Below are 13,196 nucleotides of genomic sequence, written 5' to 3' on the forward strand. Positions count from 1 at the left end.
GCCTGCTCGCGAAAGCGTCAGCAAGAGCGCTGCAAATCAATGATCCCGAAACTCTTTATGGCACGCACTGCAGGCATCTTCGACCTTCTGCACCGCCGGCCCCAGGTTGCTGGCCTTGTAAGGCTGAACCTTGCTGGCAATCACCAATTCACCGGTGGCGGCTTCAAGGGTGCGGGCCATTTCCTGAAAGCGTGCCTGTTTCTGCCACACATCGCCCTTGGCGCTGGTGTGATCTTCTTCGCGCACCTGTGGAAAATGCTTCCACGGTTCCTGGGACAGCGCATCGAGTTTCACCGCGCCGTCAGCGAATTTCGGGCCGTCGAATGGAATGCGGCCGCGCAACATGCCACCCAGGTCTTCGCCGGTCTTGAGCATTTGTTTGAAGATTGCCTTGCGCTGGCCCAGTGGCGAATTCGGATCGACACCGCCGCACGCGGACAAGGTCAGGCAGGCCAGCAATACAACGGAAAGTCTTTTAAGAGTCATGGTGGCTTCAGGTCACGGGAAACGGCGGCCAGTATCCTCGCGTCATCGGCAAAGACCAATAGCCCTATTATCAATACGGGTTGTTTGAGCGCATGGAGCACTCAGGCAACCGACAAAGGAATTACTCCATGAACAGCCGTTTCAAGGCATGGCGTCACCGCCTCGCCTGGACCCTCCCGATGGTGGCCGTGCTCGCAGGCTGCACCGGCGGTGACAACAACAAACCCAAGACCCACGCGCTGGCGACTTACTCCAGCGCCACCTGGGAAGCCCTGCCGACGGTGTCCGATAACGACCTGGTCGCCGGCTTCGGTTCATGGCGCAGCGCCTGCACCCGACTCAAGGCCGACCCGATCTGGGGCTCGACCTGTGCCGCTGCCACCAACGTGCCGCAAACCGCCAGTGACATTCGCGGCTTCCTCAAACAGAACCTCGACGTCTACGGCCTGCGCGCCGCCAACGACAATCCCAACGGCTTGATCACCGGTTACTACGAACCGGTCTACCCCGGCAGCCTGACCCAAACTGACGTGGCGAACATCCCGGTATACGGGGTTCCAGAGGACATGATCATCGTCTCTCTGGACAGCATCTACCCGGAGCTCAAAGGCAAACGCCTGCGCGGACGGCTCGAAGGTCGCGTGCTCAAGCCTTACGACGATGCGGCAACCATCGAAACCAAAGGCGTCAAGGCGCCGGTCGTGGCGTGGCTGACCGACCCGATGAACCTGCAATTCCTGCAAATCCAGGGTTCCGGTCGCATTCAGCTCGACGATGGTCGCCAGTTGCGCATTGCGTATGCCGACCAGAACGGTCATCCGTATCGCCCCATCGGCCGCTGGCTGGTAGAGCAAGGCGAACTGAAGAAAGAAGACGTGACCATGGGCGCAATCAGCGACTGGGCCAAGGCCAACCCGGCGCGCATTCCGGAACTGCTCGGCAGCAACCCGAGCTATGTGTTCTTCACCCGCAACCCGGACAGCAATGAAGGCCCTCGCGGCTCGCTGAACGTACCGCTGACGGCGGGTTACAGCGCGGCGGTGGATCGCAAAGTGATTCCGCTGGGCAGCCTGTTGTGGCTATCCACAACGCGGCCGGACGGCTCCGCGCTGGTTCGCCCGGTGGCGGCTCAAGACACTGGCGGCGCGATTGCCGGCGAAGTCCGTGCGGATTTGTTCTGGGGCACCGGCGAAGCAGCCGGGCAACTGGCTGGCGACATGAAACAGCAGGGGCAAATCTGGATGCTCTGGCCCAAAGGCGCTGCCTTGCCGCAAGTGCCTCAGGTGGCTGATGCGGTTAAAGCCAACCCTTAATTACTGTGGCGGCAGATAGATAGCTTTCGCGGGCAAGTCGGATCGCCGCCCGCTCGCTCCTACAAGGATTGCTGTCGATCACACATTGTGTGCTCGCCGCAGATCTCTGTAGGAGCGAGCGGGCGGCGATCCGACTTGCCCGCGAAGGGGCCAAAATAAACACCGCAGATATGTCAGACCGAAATCACAAAGAAACTCACGATCAACCCCATCCCCACAAACCACACCAACGACCGCAGAATCGCCCAGTCCGCCAGGTAGCAAATGATGTACAGCAGACGGCTGGTGATGAACAACACCGACAGCACATTGATCGTCACCAGCTCGGCGTTGCCGGCCAGGTGGGCCACGATCACCGCCGCCGCGAACGCCGGGGTCACTTCGAAACTGTTCAATTGCGCCGCATAGGCGCGCCGGCCCAAACCATTCAGTGACTCGAGAAAATCCCGGGGGTCATGATTGTCTTTCAGTCCAAAACGGCCACTGATCTTGGCAATACCCACGCAGAGATAGGGCAGGAAGAACGCAATCAAAATGCACCACAGAGCAACCGTCATATCGCAGTCCCTTTCTTCGAGTTATAAAATCCGGATTCCGGTCAAAACTTCATCACCAACATGCCGATCAGCACCAGCCCACAGGCCAAGAGCCGCGGCCGACCGAAAGGTTCTTTCAGATAGCGCATGCCAAACAGCACCACCAGAATCACGCTGATCTCGCGCAATGCCGCCGCTTCTGCAATCGACCCCAGCTGCATCGCCCACAGCACCAGAGCGTAGCTGAACAACACGCAGAACCCGACCGCCAATCCCAAGCGCCATTGTTCACGCCAGAACAGCATGAACGCCGGCCGCTTGCGCACCAACGCCAGCAGCGGAAACGGCCAGGCGCTGAGCAACGTCACCCAGACCAGGTAGTCCAGCGGATGCGACCAGCGCCGCAACGCCTGGCCATCGATAAAGGTGTAGCAGCCAATGCACAGGCCAATCAGCGCCACCACCGGCAGCATCGACCACGGCAAACGCGTACCGCCACCGCCCTGCCACAGCAGGCACAGCATGCCCAACGGGATGAGCAGAATTCCGAAGATCTGCTGATTCGTCAGCACCTCCCCGGCAAAGATCAGCGTCAAGGCCAGCACCACTAACGGCGACAAGCCACGCATCAGCGGGTACACCAAACCGAGATCACCCACCCGATAGGCCTGAATCAGCAGATAGCGATAAAGCAATTCGAATGCGGCCGATGCGAGAATCCATGGCCAGATTTCAATCGGTGGCAGCGCCACGAACGGCAGCATCAGCGCGACAAAAAGCATCGCCACGCTGTCCATGCAGGCCACGACCAACGACCGTTCCGCACTGAATTTAATCAGGGTGTTCCACGCCGCGTGCAACAGCGCCGCCACCAACACCAACGCCGTTGCAAGCACGGCACACTCCTTTTGTTCATCATCCTCACCCTGTAGGAGCACGGCTTGCCGGCGAAGGCGTTCTTGAGACCGCTTTCGCCGGCAAGCCGTGCTCCTACAAGGGCGGGGAGATAATTGATTCGCCATATGTCAGCAGCTGTTTATACTGCAAGCGACCACGCCGCACTCAGTTGCGCACAGACTAATTCCAATAATTTCTGCCATGACCCGCTCTCTTCGAGAACGGTCGTCGGCCTGCGTATGCCTGATCACAGCGTCAAGACTACCGACAGAGACCTTGCGCATGCCACTCGCCTTGCTTGCCCTCGCTGTTGCCGCGTTCGGCATCGGCACCACTGAATTCGTCATCATGGGCTTGCTGCCCGACGTCGCTCGCGACCTCGCCGTGAGCATTCCCCACGCAGGCCTGTTGATCACCGGTTACGCCCTGGGCGTGGTGTTCGGCGCGCCGATCCTCGCGGTCGGCACCGCCAATATGCCGCGCAAAGCCACCCTGCTGGGCATGACACTGATGTTCATCCTCGGCAACGTGCTGTGCGCGTTGGCGCCAAACTACGCCACGCTGATGGCCGCCCGAGTGGTTACCGCGTTGTGCCACGGGGCGTTCTTCGGCATCGGTTCGGTGGTCGCGGCCGGCCTGGTCGCGCCGAACAAACGGGCGCAGGCGATTGCCATGATGTTCACCGGCCTGACCCTGGCCAATGTGCTCGGCGTGCCATTGGGCACCGCGCTCGGCCAATACGCCGGTTGGCGTTCGACGTTCTGGGCGGTGTCGGTGATCGGTGTGATCGCCGCGATTGCGCAATGGGTCTGGCTGCCGAAAGACATCGCCATGGACAAGGCCAACCTCGCCAGCGAGTTCAAGGTGCTGGGCAAGGTCAATGTGCTGCTGGCCCTGGGCATGAGCGTGCTGGCGTCGACCAGCCTGTTCAGCGTGTTCACCTACATCGCGCCGATCCTGCAGGACATCACCGGGGTCAGCCCGCACGGCGTGACCATTATGTTGCTGTTGTTCGGCGTCGGTTTGACGGCGGGCAGCATGCTCGGCGGCCGCCTGGCCGACAGTCGCTTGCTGCCTTCACTGGTGGGCATGGCGTTGGCGGTGGTGGTCGTGCTGGCCGCGTTCACGCAGACCAGTCACTCGGTGATTCCGGCGGCGATCACGCTGGTGTTGTGGGGGATCTTCGCCTTCGCCCTGTGCCCGATTCTGCAACTGCTGATCATTGATCAGGCGCACGAAGCACCCAATCTGGGTTCGACGTTGAACCAGAGCGCTTTCAATCTCGGTAATGCGGCCGGCGCGTGGATTGGCGGGCTGGTGGTCGCCAGCGGCGCGGATCTGGCGGACTTGCCGTGGACCGGCGCGCTGGTCAGTGGCTTGACGGTGCTGACAGCGCTTTTCTTCATTTATCTGCAACGTCGCGGTGCCGTTGCGCTGGACCCGGCCGGCTGACCTGACAGGTCATAGAGACATCCGGCAGCCCCCTTTGTGACGGTCAGAAAACGGAGCGCCAGCGTCAAGGCAATCTGGACGCACGTTGTGTGACGTTTCTTCAGGCCCTTGGACCGGTATCCTGATGCCCACCTGGAAGCCCCGGGACAGAGCCTTTCGCGTCATACAGAGGGGCTTTGTCAATCAACTTGAGGCATGTGTTCCAAGTTAATACATCGTGCTCCCGAGCCCCCGCCACTCTCCTAAAGTGCAACTTCCGAACCGCCCTCAAAGGAAGAGGCACTCATGAACAACCTCACACATACCTCAACGCTCTCACCGCTTCCATCGACCAGCGCGGACAATGCCACCCGTGGCTTATCTGCAGGTCCGATTGACAATGATTGGAGTGATTTCATGACCGGGTCGACGCAAGTCGGTCAGGGCCAGCCTGAAACTCTGGTGCATTCGTTGAGCGATCAAGGGGTGTCGATCCGTCGCTATGAAAACGGCGTGGTCGAAATACACCTCAAACGCCCCCAAATCGAGCGCCTGGTGCACACCGGTGGAAACGCCGGAGGCCTCGCCTTCTCTGGTCATGAACCCAGCGAAACATACACTTTCAATTCCATGGGTGGCGCACTCTTGGCCCTCGATGACCAAATGTTCGAAGCGGCGATGCTGGAGCTGAAGAACGATCAAGCCTGCGAAGCAGTCATCGCCTTCCGACAGCAAGCTCAACACGCCTTGGACGACTTGAAACAAGCAGTGATTGATGCCTTTTCCACATCGAGGGACAGACTGGAACTCTCTAGAGAGATGCATGAAGCGATGCATTATTTAGATCAAGTTGGCGATACACCCGGAAAAACCGCGTGGCTGGCGATGAAGCTCAACCATCGAAGCGCCCCGGACTACCGGGAGCTGCTTCAAGCCGTCAAACGCCTGCATGCCGAAACTACGGGACCGAAGTCTGTGGTTTTGACCGAGGCAATCACGCAAATGGGCATCCGAGAATCTGACTGATAGCTGCACTGGACCGTAAAGGCCGGACGAGCACTGAGAACTCGCCCGGCCCATTGCCTAGCGTTCCTCGGATGTTGATTCAGCCTCGCCTCCCTTATCTTTCGGCGGCCCGCTTTCGCTGCGAATCTGCGCATGGCTCAACAGCGCAAAGATAAAGCTGCCACCGATAATGTTCCCCGCCAGCGTGGGACCTGCGAACACCAGCCAGAAATCCTTCCACGGCAACTCGCCGGCAAACACCAGATACGACACCTCGGCCGAACCGACGACGATGTGGGTGAAATCCCCCAGCGCCATGAGGTAGGTGATGAGGATGATGATCCACATCTTGGCGCTCTCCATGGACGGGATCATCCAGACCATGGTCGCGATCATCCAGCCCGACACGATGCCTTTGGCGAACATCTTGCTCGCGTCGTTCTCCATGACTTTGCGCCCGATATCGAGGAAGGCCAGGTCGGTCCTGGTGTCGAAAATCGGCAGGTGCAACATCACATACGCGACCAGCAAGGTGCCGCAAAGGTTGCCCACCAGCACCACCGACCACAGCCGCAACAACCGGCCGAAATTGTTCAGGGTGGGTTTGGTCATGACCGGCAGCACCGCCGTCAGGGTGTTCTCGGTGAACAATTGCTGGCGGGCGAGGATGACCGCAAGGAACCCGGCGCAGTAACCGAAACTGGCAATCACCTTGAAGTGTTCACCATCCGGCAGGCGCGAGTTGAGCAACCCCATGGCCATCAGCGACAGGCCCATGGTCAGGCCGGCGGCGAGCGCCGACCACCATAGCGCGGCGACGCTGCGTTCGAGTTCCTGATCGCCCTGGGTGCGGATGATTTCGTGCAATACAGCCGCACGTGGCGGCTGGCTTTTTTCGACGTCGTGCCGTTCTTCAGCCGAGAGGTTCGGGGTCTTGCCGTCTTTTTGCGCGTCCATAGAGCTCCGGAACCGGTGGCGTGTCATGTAGGTACGACACGCGGGGTTCGGCGCTTGTTCAGTGGCCCCACAAATGAAACCGCATTCTGTAGGAGCCAGCTTGCTGGCGATGGGGTCGACTCGGTTTCTGCGCTGTCGCTGATTACGCTATCGCCAGCAAGCCGGCTCCTACGGAACTCGCATTACTCGTCCTTGAACTGGTCTTTGACGTATTTGATCTCGGTTCGGCCGTGTGGGGCGGGCAGGCCGTCTTCACCGAGGTTGACGAAGACCATCTTCTCCACCGTCAGGATGCTTTTGCGGGTGATCTTGTTGCGCACTTCGCAGGTCAGGGTGATCGAGGTGCGGCCGAACTCGGTGGCGGTGATGCCCAGTTCGATGATGTCGCCCTGGCGCGAGGCGCTGACGAAGTTGATTTCGGAAATGTACTTGGTCACCACGCGCTGATTGCCCAACTGGACGATGGCGTAGATCGCCGCTTCTTCGTCGATCCAGCGCAACAGGCTGCCGCCGAACAGCGTGCCGTTGGGGTTGAGGTCTTCGGGTTTTACCCATTTGCGGGTGTGGAAATTCATATTCACTCCTGAGCGTCTTGCCGAATGATGGGTGCCATCATGGCAGAGCCCGGACTAGAGCTCTATTAAGCATCGTCTATGGTCACGATTACCGTTCGGACATTGACCGACAGAAACGCTTTGGAAGATCAGCATAGCCCGCTATAATCGCCCCCGTTTCAAAACGGTAACGTTCCATTGATACCGTTTTCCCGCCACCTGTCCGAGGGGCGCTGCAGCAGGTTCAACCTGTCAGGCTCGGATGGGGCGTTGACTGGCCACGGCCAGACACTAAACGCACAACGGCGCCCATTCGCATACATTACGAATGGAGGCTCTTCATGAGCGCTGTTATCACGCCTGCAGATTTTAACGATTACAAAGTCGCCGACATGTCCCTGGCTGCCTGGGGCCGTCGCGAAACCATCATCGCTGAATCCGAAATGCCAGCCCTGATGGGTCTGCGCCGCAAGTACGTCGGTGAGCAGCCGCTCAAAGGCGCCAAGATTCTCGGCTGCATCCACATGACCATTCAGACTGCCGTGCTGATCGAAACCCTGGTTGCCCTGGGTGCCGAAGTTCGCTGGTCGTCCTGCAACATTTTCTCGACTCAGGATCAGGCCGCTGCTGCTATCGCCGCTGCTGGCATCCCGGTATTCGCCTGGAAAGGCGAGACTGAAGAAGAGTACGAGTGGTGCCTGGAGCAAACCATCCTGAAAGATGGCGCGCCTTGGGATGCCAACATGATCCTCGACGACGGCGGCGACCTGACCCAGCTGCTGCACGACAAGTACCCACAGGTTCTGGATCGCGTTCACGGCGTGACCGAAGAAACCACCACCGGCGTTCACCGCCTGCTGGACATGCTGGCCAAGGGCGAGCTGAAAATCCCGGCCATCAACGTCAACGACTCGGTGACCAAGTCCAAGAACGACAACAAGTACGGCTGCCGTCACAGCCTGAACGATGCGATCAAGCGTGGCACCGACCACCTGCTGTCCGGCAAGCAAGCGCTGGTCATCGGTTACGGCGACGTGGGCAAGGGCTCCGCTCAGTCCCTGCGTCAGGAAGGCATGATCGTTAAAGTCTCCGAAGTCGACCCGATCTGCGCCATGCAAGCCTGCATGGACGGTTTCGAACTGGTTTCGCCGTTCATCGACGGTATCAACACCGGTACCGAAGCAAGCATCGACAAAGCGCTGCTGGGCAAGATCGACCTGATCGTGACCACCACCGGCAACGTCAATGTTTGCGACGCGAACATGCTCAAAGCCCTGAAGAAGCGCGCTGTTGTCTGCAACATCGGCCACTTCGACAACGAAATCGACACCGCTTTCATGCGCAAGAACTGGGCATGGGAAGAAGTGAAGCCACAGGTTCACAAAATCCACCGTACCGGTCCTGGCGCATTCGATGCCCAGAACGACGACTACCTGATCCTGCTGGCCGAAGGCCGTCTGGTTAACCTGGGTAACGCCACCGGTCACCCAAGCCGCATCATGGACGGTTCGTTCGCCAACCAGGTTCTGGCGCAGATCTTCCTGTTCGGCCAGAAGTACGCCGACCTGTCGCCAGCCCAGAAAGCCGAGCGCCTGACTGTTGAAGTACTGCCGAAGAAACTCGACGAAGAAGTGGCCCTGGAAATGGTCCGCGGTTTCGGCGGCGTCGTGACTCAACTGACCAAGACCCAGGCCGACTACATCGGCGTGACTGTCGAAGGTCCGTTCAAGCCGCACGCTTACCGCTACTGATTCGACCTGCTGTCCGCTCCCCATGGGAGCGGACTTAAGCAGAAACCACGCTCCCCTGTAGGAGCGAAGCTTGCTCGCGAAAGCATCACCGCGTTGTTTCTGAAGCACCGTGTTGTTGCTTTCGCGAGCAAGCTTCGCTCCTACAGTAAACGTGGCGACTGCAAGGCTTACGCGTTTCCAAGGATATGACCATGTCCCAAGACCGTCGCTACAGCTTCGAGTTCTTCCCTACGAAGACCGACGCTGGGCATGAAAAGCTGCTCGCCACTGCTCGTCAGCTGGCCACGTACAACCCCGATTTCTTCTCCTGCACCTATGGCGCTGGCGGTTCGACCCGTGATCGAACCCTCAACACCGTGTTGCAGCTCGAAAGCGAAGTCAAAGTCCCTGCCGCACCGCATCTGTCCTGCGTAGGCGACAGCAAGGACGACTTGCGCGGCCTGCTGGCGCAATACAAGGCTGCCGGCATCAAGCGTATCGTTGCCCTGCGCGGTGACCTGCCTTCGGGCATGGGCATGGCCAGCGGCGAAATGCGCCACGCCAACGACCTGGTCCAATTCATTCGTGAAGAGACCGGTGATCATTTCCACATCGAAGTCGCCGCCTACCCGGAGATGCATCCGCAAGCGCGCAATTTCGAAGACGATCTGACCAATTTCGTGCGCAAAGCCAACGCTGGCGCCGACAGTGCGATCACCCAGTACTTCTTCAACGCCGACAGCTACTTCTACTTCGTCGAGCGTGTACGGGCGATGGGCGTGAACATCCCGATCGTGCCGGGCATCATGCCGATCACCAACTACAGCAAGCTGGCGCGCTTCTCCGATGCCTGCGGTGCGGAAATCCCGCGCTGGATCCGCAAGCAACTGGAAGCCTACGGCGACGACACCCAGAGCATTCAAGGCTTTGGTGAACAAGTCATCACCGAAATGTGCGAACGCCTGCTGCAAGGTGGCGCGCCAGGGCTGCACTTCTACACACTGAACCAGGCTGAAGCGAGTCTGGCGGTGTGGAACAACCTGAAGTTGCCGCGCTGATAAACGTTTAAAGCAAGATCAAAAGATCGCAGCCTTCGGCCACTCCTACATTCGGGCATGTTTAATCCCTGTAGGAGCGGTCGAAGGCTGCGATTTTTTGCTTTCTACGTACTTTTATTGTGATGCAACACACGGAGATAGAGCATCTGCAGTCGGTTTCTGGCTCTTTCCCGTTTCTCGTCGTAATCTCAAGCCCATGCCTTTGATCCCACAGTTAATTGCCGTGCTGGTTTTCACTTGCCTGAGCTTCGCCGCTCGGGGCGAGAAGCTACGCATTGTCACTGAACCGTGGGCGCCTTATGTCTACGAGGAAAATGGCAAATCACTGGGCCTGGACTACGAAACCACGGCCATCGTCTTCAAGCGCCTGGGGATCGAAGTCGAGTGGCAGTTCCTGCCGTGGAAACGCTGCCTGTCGATGCTTGAAACCGGCCAGGCCGATGGCGCGCTGGACATTTTTCACAGCGACGAGCGCGAGGCGACCCTGCTCTACCCCAGCGAACCGCTCTCGGAAGTCCAGTTCGTGCTGTTCTATGCCAACGAACGCCCGCATCCGTTTCGCACCCTCGACGATCTGAAAGGCCTGACGATAGGCACCTCGCCGGGCTATCTGTACAGCCCGGACTTCCGTGAATCGACGCTGTTCACGCGCGAACCGGCGCCCACCCATGAAGCCAACTTCGGCAAACTGGTGCGCGGCAGGATCGACCTGCTGATCACCGACCGCCGGGTGGGCCAGCATTTGCTCGACGAATTGAATATCCGCGACCAGATCAGCGAAAACCCGACCGTCATCAGCCAGCAGAGCCAGTTTCTGGCAGTGCGCCGCAACGCGGGCATGGATTTGCTGGTGCAGCGTTTCGGCGCCGAGCTCAAACGATTCAAGCGCGAACCCGCGTACGCCGAACTGAGCGCCCGTTATGGCGCCGATCCGGCTACCAGCACGAAAACTGCCGGGGCCACCGCTGCCCGCGAAAAAACCGTTGAGCAGCAGGAAAGCGGCGCGCAGTGATTGCTCTGTTATACTCCGGCCTTCCCGCCAGGCTCACGCCCGGACGCTCGGACTTGTTCAAGGCATCTCGACCCCGCTACAGCGCAGCTTTTCAGCCCGCGCGAGCGCTCCAGACGAGCCTTCGAGGCCCAGCAGGACCGGACGGGATTGCGTCCTCTTAAACGCCATTCGCGCCAGGCAAGACTCCCATTGGGCCAAGCCCTAACTAAAACAGGATTACTCATGTCCTTTGCTTCCCTCGGTCTCTCCGAGGCTTTAGTCCGCGCCATCGAGGCAGCGGGCTATACCGAGCCTACTCCGGTGCAACAGCGGGCCATTCCCGCCGTGTTGCAAGGTCGCGACCTGATGGTTGCGGCTCAGACAGGTACTGGCAAAACCGGTGGCTTCGCCCTTCCGATCCTGGAGCGGTTGTTCCCTAACGGTCACCCGGACAAATCCCAGCGTCATGGCCCGCGTCAACCGCGCGTACTGGTCCTGACCCCTACCCGCGAACTCGCGGCTCAAGTACACGAGAGCTTCAAGGTCTATGCCCGTGACCTGAAGTTCGTCAGCGCCTGCATCTTCGGCGGCGTCGGCATGAACCCACAGGTTCAGGCCATGTCCCGTGGTGTTGACGTGCTGGTGGCCTGCCCTGGCCGCCTGCTCGACCTCGCCGGCCAAGGCAGCGTCGATTTGTCACACGTGGAAATCCTCGTACTGGACGAAGCCGACCGCATGCTCGACATGGGCTTTGTCCATGACGTGAAGAAGGTCCTGGCCCGCCTCCCGGCCAAGCGTCAGAACCTGCTGTTCTCGGCGACGTTCTCCAAGGACATCACCGACCTCGCCGGCAAGCTGCTGCACAACCCGGAACGCATCGAAGTGACGCCGCCGAACACCACGGTCGAGCGTATCGAGCAACGGGTTTTCCGCCTGCCAGCCAACCACAAGCGTTCGCTGCTGGCGCATCTGATCACTGCGGGCGCCTGGGAACAGGTGCTGGTGTTCACCCGCACCAAGCACGGCGCCAACCGCCTGGCCGAGTACCTGGATAAACATGGCCTCAGCGCTGTCGCCATCCACGGTAACAAGAGCCAGAACGCGCGCACCAAAGCCCTGGCCGACTTCAAGGCCGGCGAAGTGCGCATCCTGGTCGCTACCGACATCGCTGCACGCGGCCTCGACATCGACCAGTTGCCACACGTGGTCAACTTCGAACTGCCGAACGTCGACGAAGATTACGTGCACCGTATCGGCCGTACTGGCCGTGCCGGTCGTTCGGGCGAGGCGATCTCGCTGGTGGCTCCGGACGAAGAAAAACTGCTGAAAAGCATCGAACGCATGACCAAGCAGAAAATCGCCGACGGCGACCTGATGGGCTTCGATTCCAGCGCCGTGGAAGCCGAGAAGCCGGAAGTGCGCGAGCGTCCGGACGTGCGTAACCCGCGCAACCCACGTGGCCCGCGCGGCGACGGTCCGAACGGCAGCGGCGGTGGTGGCGGTCGTAAAGACAAGGGCAAGGACAAGGGCGGCAAGGAAAAACCGGCGGCCAGCGGCCGTGGCGAGCGCCCGGCACGTGAGCAGAAGCCACGCGAAGGCACGCCTGCCCGCGAGCAACAGCGCCCGGCGCCACGCGCTGCCGCTGATCGCGCTCCGGACGAGTTCCTGGACGACGATATCGATAACTTCGGTAACCGCGTCGACTACGTGCCTCAAGCCAAACCGGCCCAGGGCCGTGGCCGCCGTCCGGGTGCTCCGGCACAAGGCACGGCCGCTGGCGCAGGTGCTCCACGCACCGGCGGCAAGCCTCAGGGTCGCCAAAGCGGTCCACGCAGCAGCGACGGCGCCTCCACTGGCACGCCGCCAGCCAAGCGCAGCGGTCCACGCAACGGCGCGCCACGTGACGGTCAGGCCCGTCGCGAAGAAGGCCGCAACCGTCGCCCGGCACGTGACGAGCAGTCACGCTCGGAACCGGCTGTGCAAAACCCGCGTGGCCCGGCTCCGAAGATCATTCACAAGGAGTCGAAAACCGATCGTTTCCCGACGCCTGAACAGCTTGATCAATTGCCAGGCCGTCCGCGCGGTGAGAAACCAGCGTTGCTGACTCGCAACCGCTGAGTTTTACCCAGCAATGAAAAATGCCCCTGATCTCACGATCCGGGGCATTTTTTTCTGCTCTTCGTAGGAGCGAGGCTTGCCCGCGAAGGGGTCAACCGGATTTCTGTGGTGAGGCCGCTG

At 60.2% G+C, this 13,196-nt stretch carries 12 protein-coding genes and 1 riboswitch; of the genes, 7 read left to right on the forward strand and 5 right to left on the reverse strand.

Annotated features, from left to right (window positions below; all coding sequences use genetic code 11):
* Positions 1 to 36: 36 nt before the first annotated feature.
* Positions 37 to 486, reverse strand: a complete 450-nt coding sequence (locus ACM6IO_RS29905; protein ID WP_008033302.1) for a c-type cytochrome — start codon at positions 484 to 486, stop codon at positions 37 to 39.
* Between the two features lie 128 nt (positions 487 to 614).
* Between ACM6IO_RS29905 and ACM6IO_RS29910 the strand changes: the two genes are divergently transcribed.
* Positions 615 to 1,799, forward strand: a complete 1,185-nt coding sequence (locus tag ACM6IO_RS29910; protein ID WP_223556599.1) for a murein transglycosylase A — start codon at positions 615 to 617, stop codon at positions 1,797 to 1,799.
* Positions 1,800 to 1,972: 173 nt separating this feature from the next.
* Here the strand turns inward: ACM6IO_RS29910 and ACM6IO_RS29915 are convergent, their stop codons facing one another.
* A complete protein-coding gene (locus ACM6IO_RS29915) occupies positions 1,973 to 2,356 on the reverse strand; it encodes an MAPEG family protein (RefSeq protein ID WP_008045013.1) in 384 nt (127 codons plus the stop codon).
* Positions 2,357 to 2,397: 41 nt separating this feature from the next.
* Positions 2,398 to 3,231: an EamA family transporter gene (locus ACM6IO_RS29920; RefSeq protein ID WP_414912716.1), complete on the reverse strand. Its 834-nt coding sequence runs from the start codon at positions 3,229 to 3,231 to the stop codon at positions 2,398 to 2,400.
* A gap of 283 nt (positions 3,232 to 3,514) precedes the next feature.
* Between ACM6IO_RS29920 and ACM6IO_RS29925 the strand changes: the two genes are divergently transcribed.
* Positions 3,515 to 4,684: an MFS transporter gene (locus ACM6IO_RS29925; RefSeq protein WP_192227566.1), complete on the forward strand. Its 1,170-nt coding sequence runs from the start codon at positions 3,515 to 3,517 to the stop codon at positions 4,682 to 4,684.
* Between the two features lie 285 nt (positions 4,685 to 4,969).
* Complete coding sequence (locus tag ACM6IO_RS29930) at positions 4,970 to 5,689, forward strand: hypothetical protein (protein ID WP_192227565.1); 720 nt, start codon at positions 4,970 to 4,972, stop codon at positions 5,687 to 5,689.
* 57 nt (positions 5,690 to 5,746) lie between these two features.
* Here the strand turns inward: ACM6IO_RS29930 and ACM6IO_RS29935 are convergent, their stop codons facing one another.
* Together ACM6IO_RS29935 and ACM6IO_RS29940 are read right to left on the reverse strand one after the other, a co-directional pair.
* Positions 5,747 to 6,625 (reverse strand): formate/nitrite transporter family protein, encoded by an 879-nt coding sequence (locus tag ACM6IO_RS29935; protein WP_414912717.1) that lies wholly within the window; start codon positions 6,623 to 6,625, stop codon positions 5,747 to 5,749.
* 182 nt (positions 6,626 to 6,807) lie between these two features.
* Complete coding sequence (locus tag ACM6IO_RS29940; protein ID WP_008033312.1) at positions 6,808 to 7,200, reverse strand: acyl-CoA thioesterase; 393 nt, start codon at positions 7,198 to 7,200, stop codon at positions 6,808 to 6,810.
* Between the two features lie 198 nt (positions 7,201 to 7,398).
* Positions 7,399 to 7,497, forward strand: a riboswitch (S-adenosyl-L-homocysteine riboswitch).
* A 23-nt stretch (positions 7,498 to 7,520) separates the two neighbouring features.
* Here ACM6IO_RS29940 and ahcY point away from each other — a divergent pair.
* From ahcY to ACM6IO_RS29960, 4 genes are all read left to right on the forward strand, one after another.
* A complete protein-coding gene (ahcY, locus tag ACM6IO_RS29945) occupies positions 7,521 to 8,930 on the forward strand; it encodes an adenosylhomocysteinase (RefSeq protein ID WP_008045025.1) in 1,410 nt (469 codons plus the stop codon).
* Positions 8,931 to 9,121: 191 nt separating this feature from the next.
* Complete coding sequence (metF, locus tag ACM6IO_RS29950; RefSeq protein WP_008045026.1) at positions 9,122 to 9,967, forward strand: methylenetetrahydrofolate reductase [NAD(P)H]; 846 nt, start codon at positions 9,122 to 9,124, stop codon at positions 9,965 to 9,967.
* Positions 9,968 to 10,163: 196 nt separating this feature from the next.
* Entirely contained in the window at positions 10,164 to 10,979 is an 816-nt protein-coding gene (locus ACM6IO_RS29955; protein WP_226298183.1) for a substrate-binding periplasmic protein, read from the forward strand.
* 222 nt (positions 10,980 to 11,201) lie between these two features.
* Positions 11,202 to 13,076 carry a DEAD/DEAH box helicase gene (locus ACM6IO_RS29960; RefSeq protein ID WP_223434062.1) on the forward strand — a complete coding sequence of 625 codons (1,875 nt, stop codon included), beginning with the start codon at positions 11,202 to 11,204 and terminating at the stop codon, positions 13,074 to 13,076.
* The last annotated feature ends 120 nt before the right edge of the window (positions 13,077 to 13,196 follow it).

Origin of the sequence: Pseudomonas sp. IT-P44 (assembly GCF_949768225.1) — a bacterium.
GTDB lineage: Bacteria > Pseudomonadota > Gammaproteobacteria > Pseudomonadales > Pseudomonadaceae > Aquipseudomonas > Aquipseudomonas migulae.

What these genes read in the sequence shown, in the direction of transcription:
- ACM6IO_RS29915 (WP_008045013.1), bottom strand. Translation starts at nt 2,356, where the DNA reads ATGACGGTTGCTCTGTGGTGCATTTTGATTGCGTTCTTCCTGCCCTAT.
- ACM6IO_RS29930 (WP_192227565.1), top strand. Translation starts at nt 4,970, where the DNA reads ATGAACAACCTCACACATACCTCAACGCTCTCACCGCTTCCATCGACC.
- ACM6IO_RS29910 (WP_223556599.1), top strand. Translation starts at nt 615, where the DNA reads ATGAACAGCCGTTTCAAGGCATGGCGTCACCGCCTCGCCTGGACCCTC.
- ACM6IO_RS29960 (WP_223434062.1), top strand. Translation starts at nt 11,202, where the DNA reads ATGTCCTTTGCTTCCCTCGGTCTCTCCGAGGCTTTAGTCCGCGCCATC.
- ACM6IO_RS29925 (WP_192227566.1), top strand. Translation starts at nt 3,515, where the DNA reads ATGCCACTCGCCTTGCTTGCCCTCGCTGTTGCCGCGTTCGGCATCGGC.
- metF (WP_008045026.1), top strand. Translation starts at nt 9,122, where the DNA reads ATGTCCCAAGACCGTCGCTACAGCTTCGAGTTCTTCCCTACGAAGACC.
- ACM6IO_RS29940 (WP_008033312.1), bottom strand. Translation starts at nt 7,200, where the DNA reads ATGAATTTCCACACCCGCAAATGGGTAAAACCCGAAGACCTCAACCCC.
- ahcY (WP_008045025.1), top strand. Translation starts at nt 7,521, where the DNA reads ATGAGCGCTGTTATCACGCCTGCAGATTTTAACGATTACAAAGTCGCC.
- ACM6IO_RS29905 (WP_008033302.1), bottom strand. Translation starts at nt 486, where the DNA reads ATGACTCTTAAAAGACTTTCCGTTGTATTGCTGGCCTGCCTGACCTTG.
- ACM6IO_RS29935 (WP_414912717.1), bottom strand. Translation starts at nt 6,625, where the DNA reads ATGGACGCGCAAAAAGACGGCAAGACCCCGAACCTCTCGGCTGAAGAA.
- ACM6IO_RS29955 (WP_226298183.1), top strand. Translation starts at nt 10,164, where the DNA reads ATGCCTTTGATCCCACAGTTAATTGCCGTGCTGGTTTTCACTTGCCTG.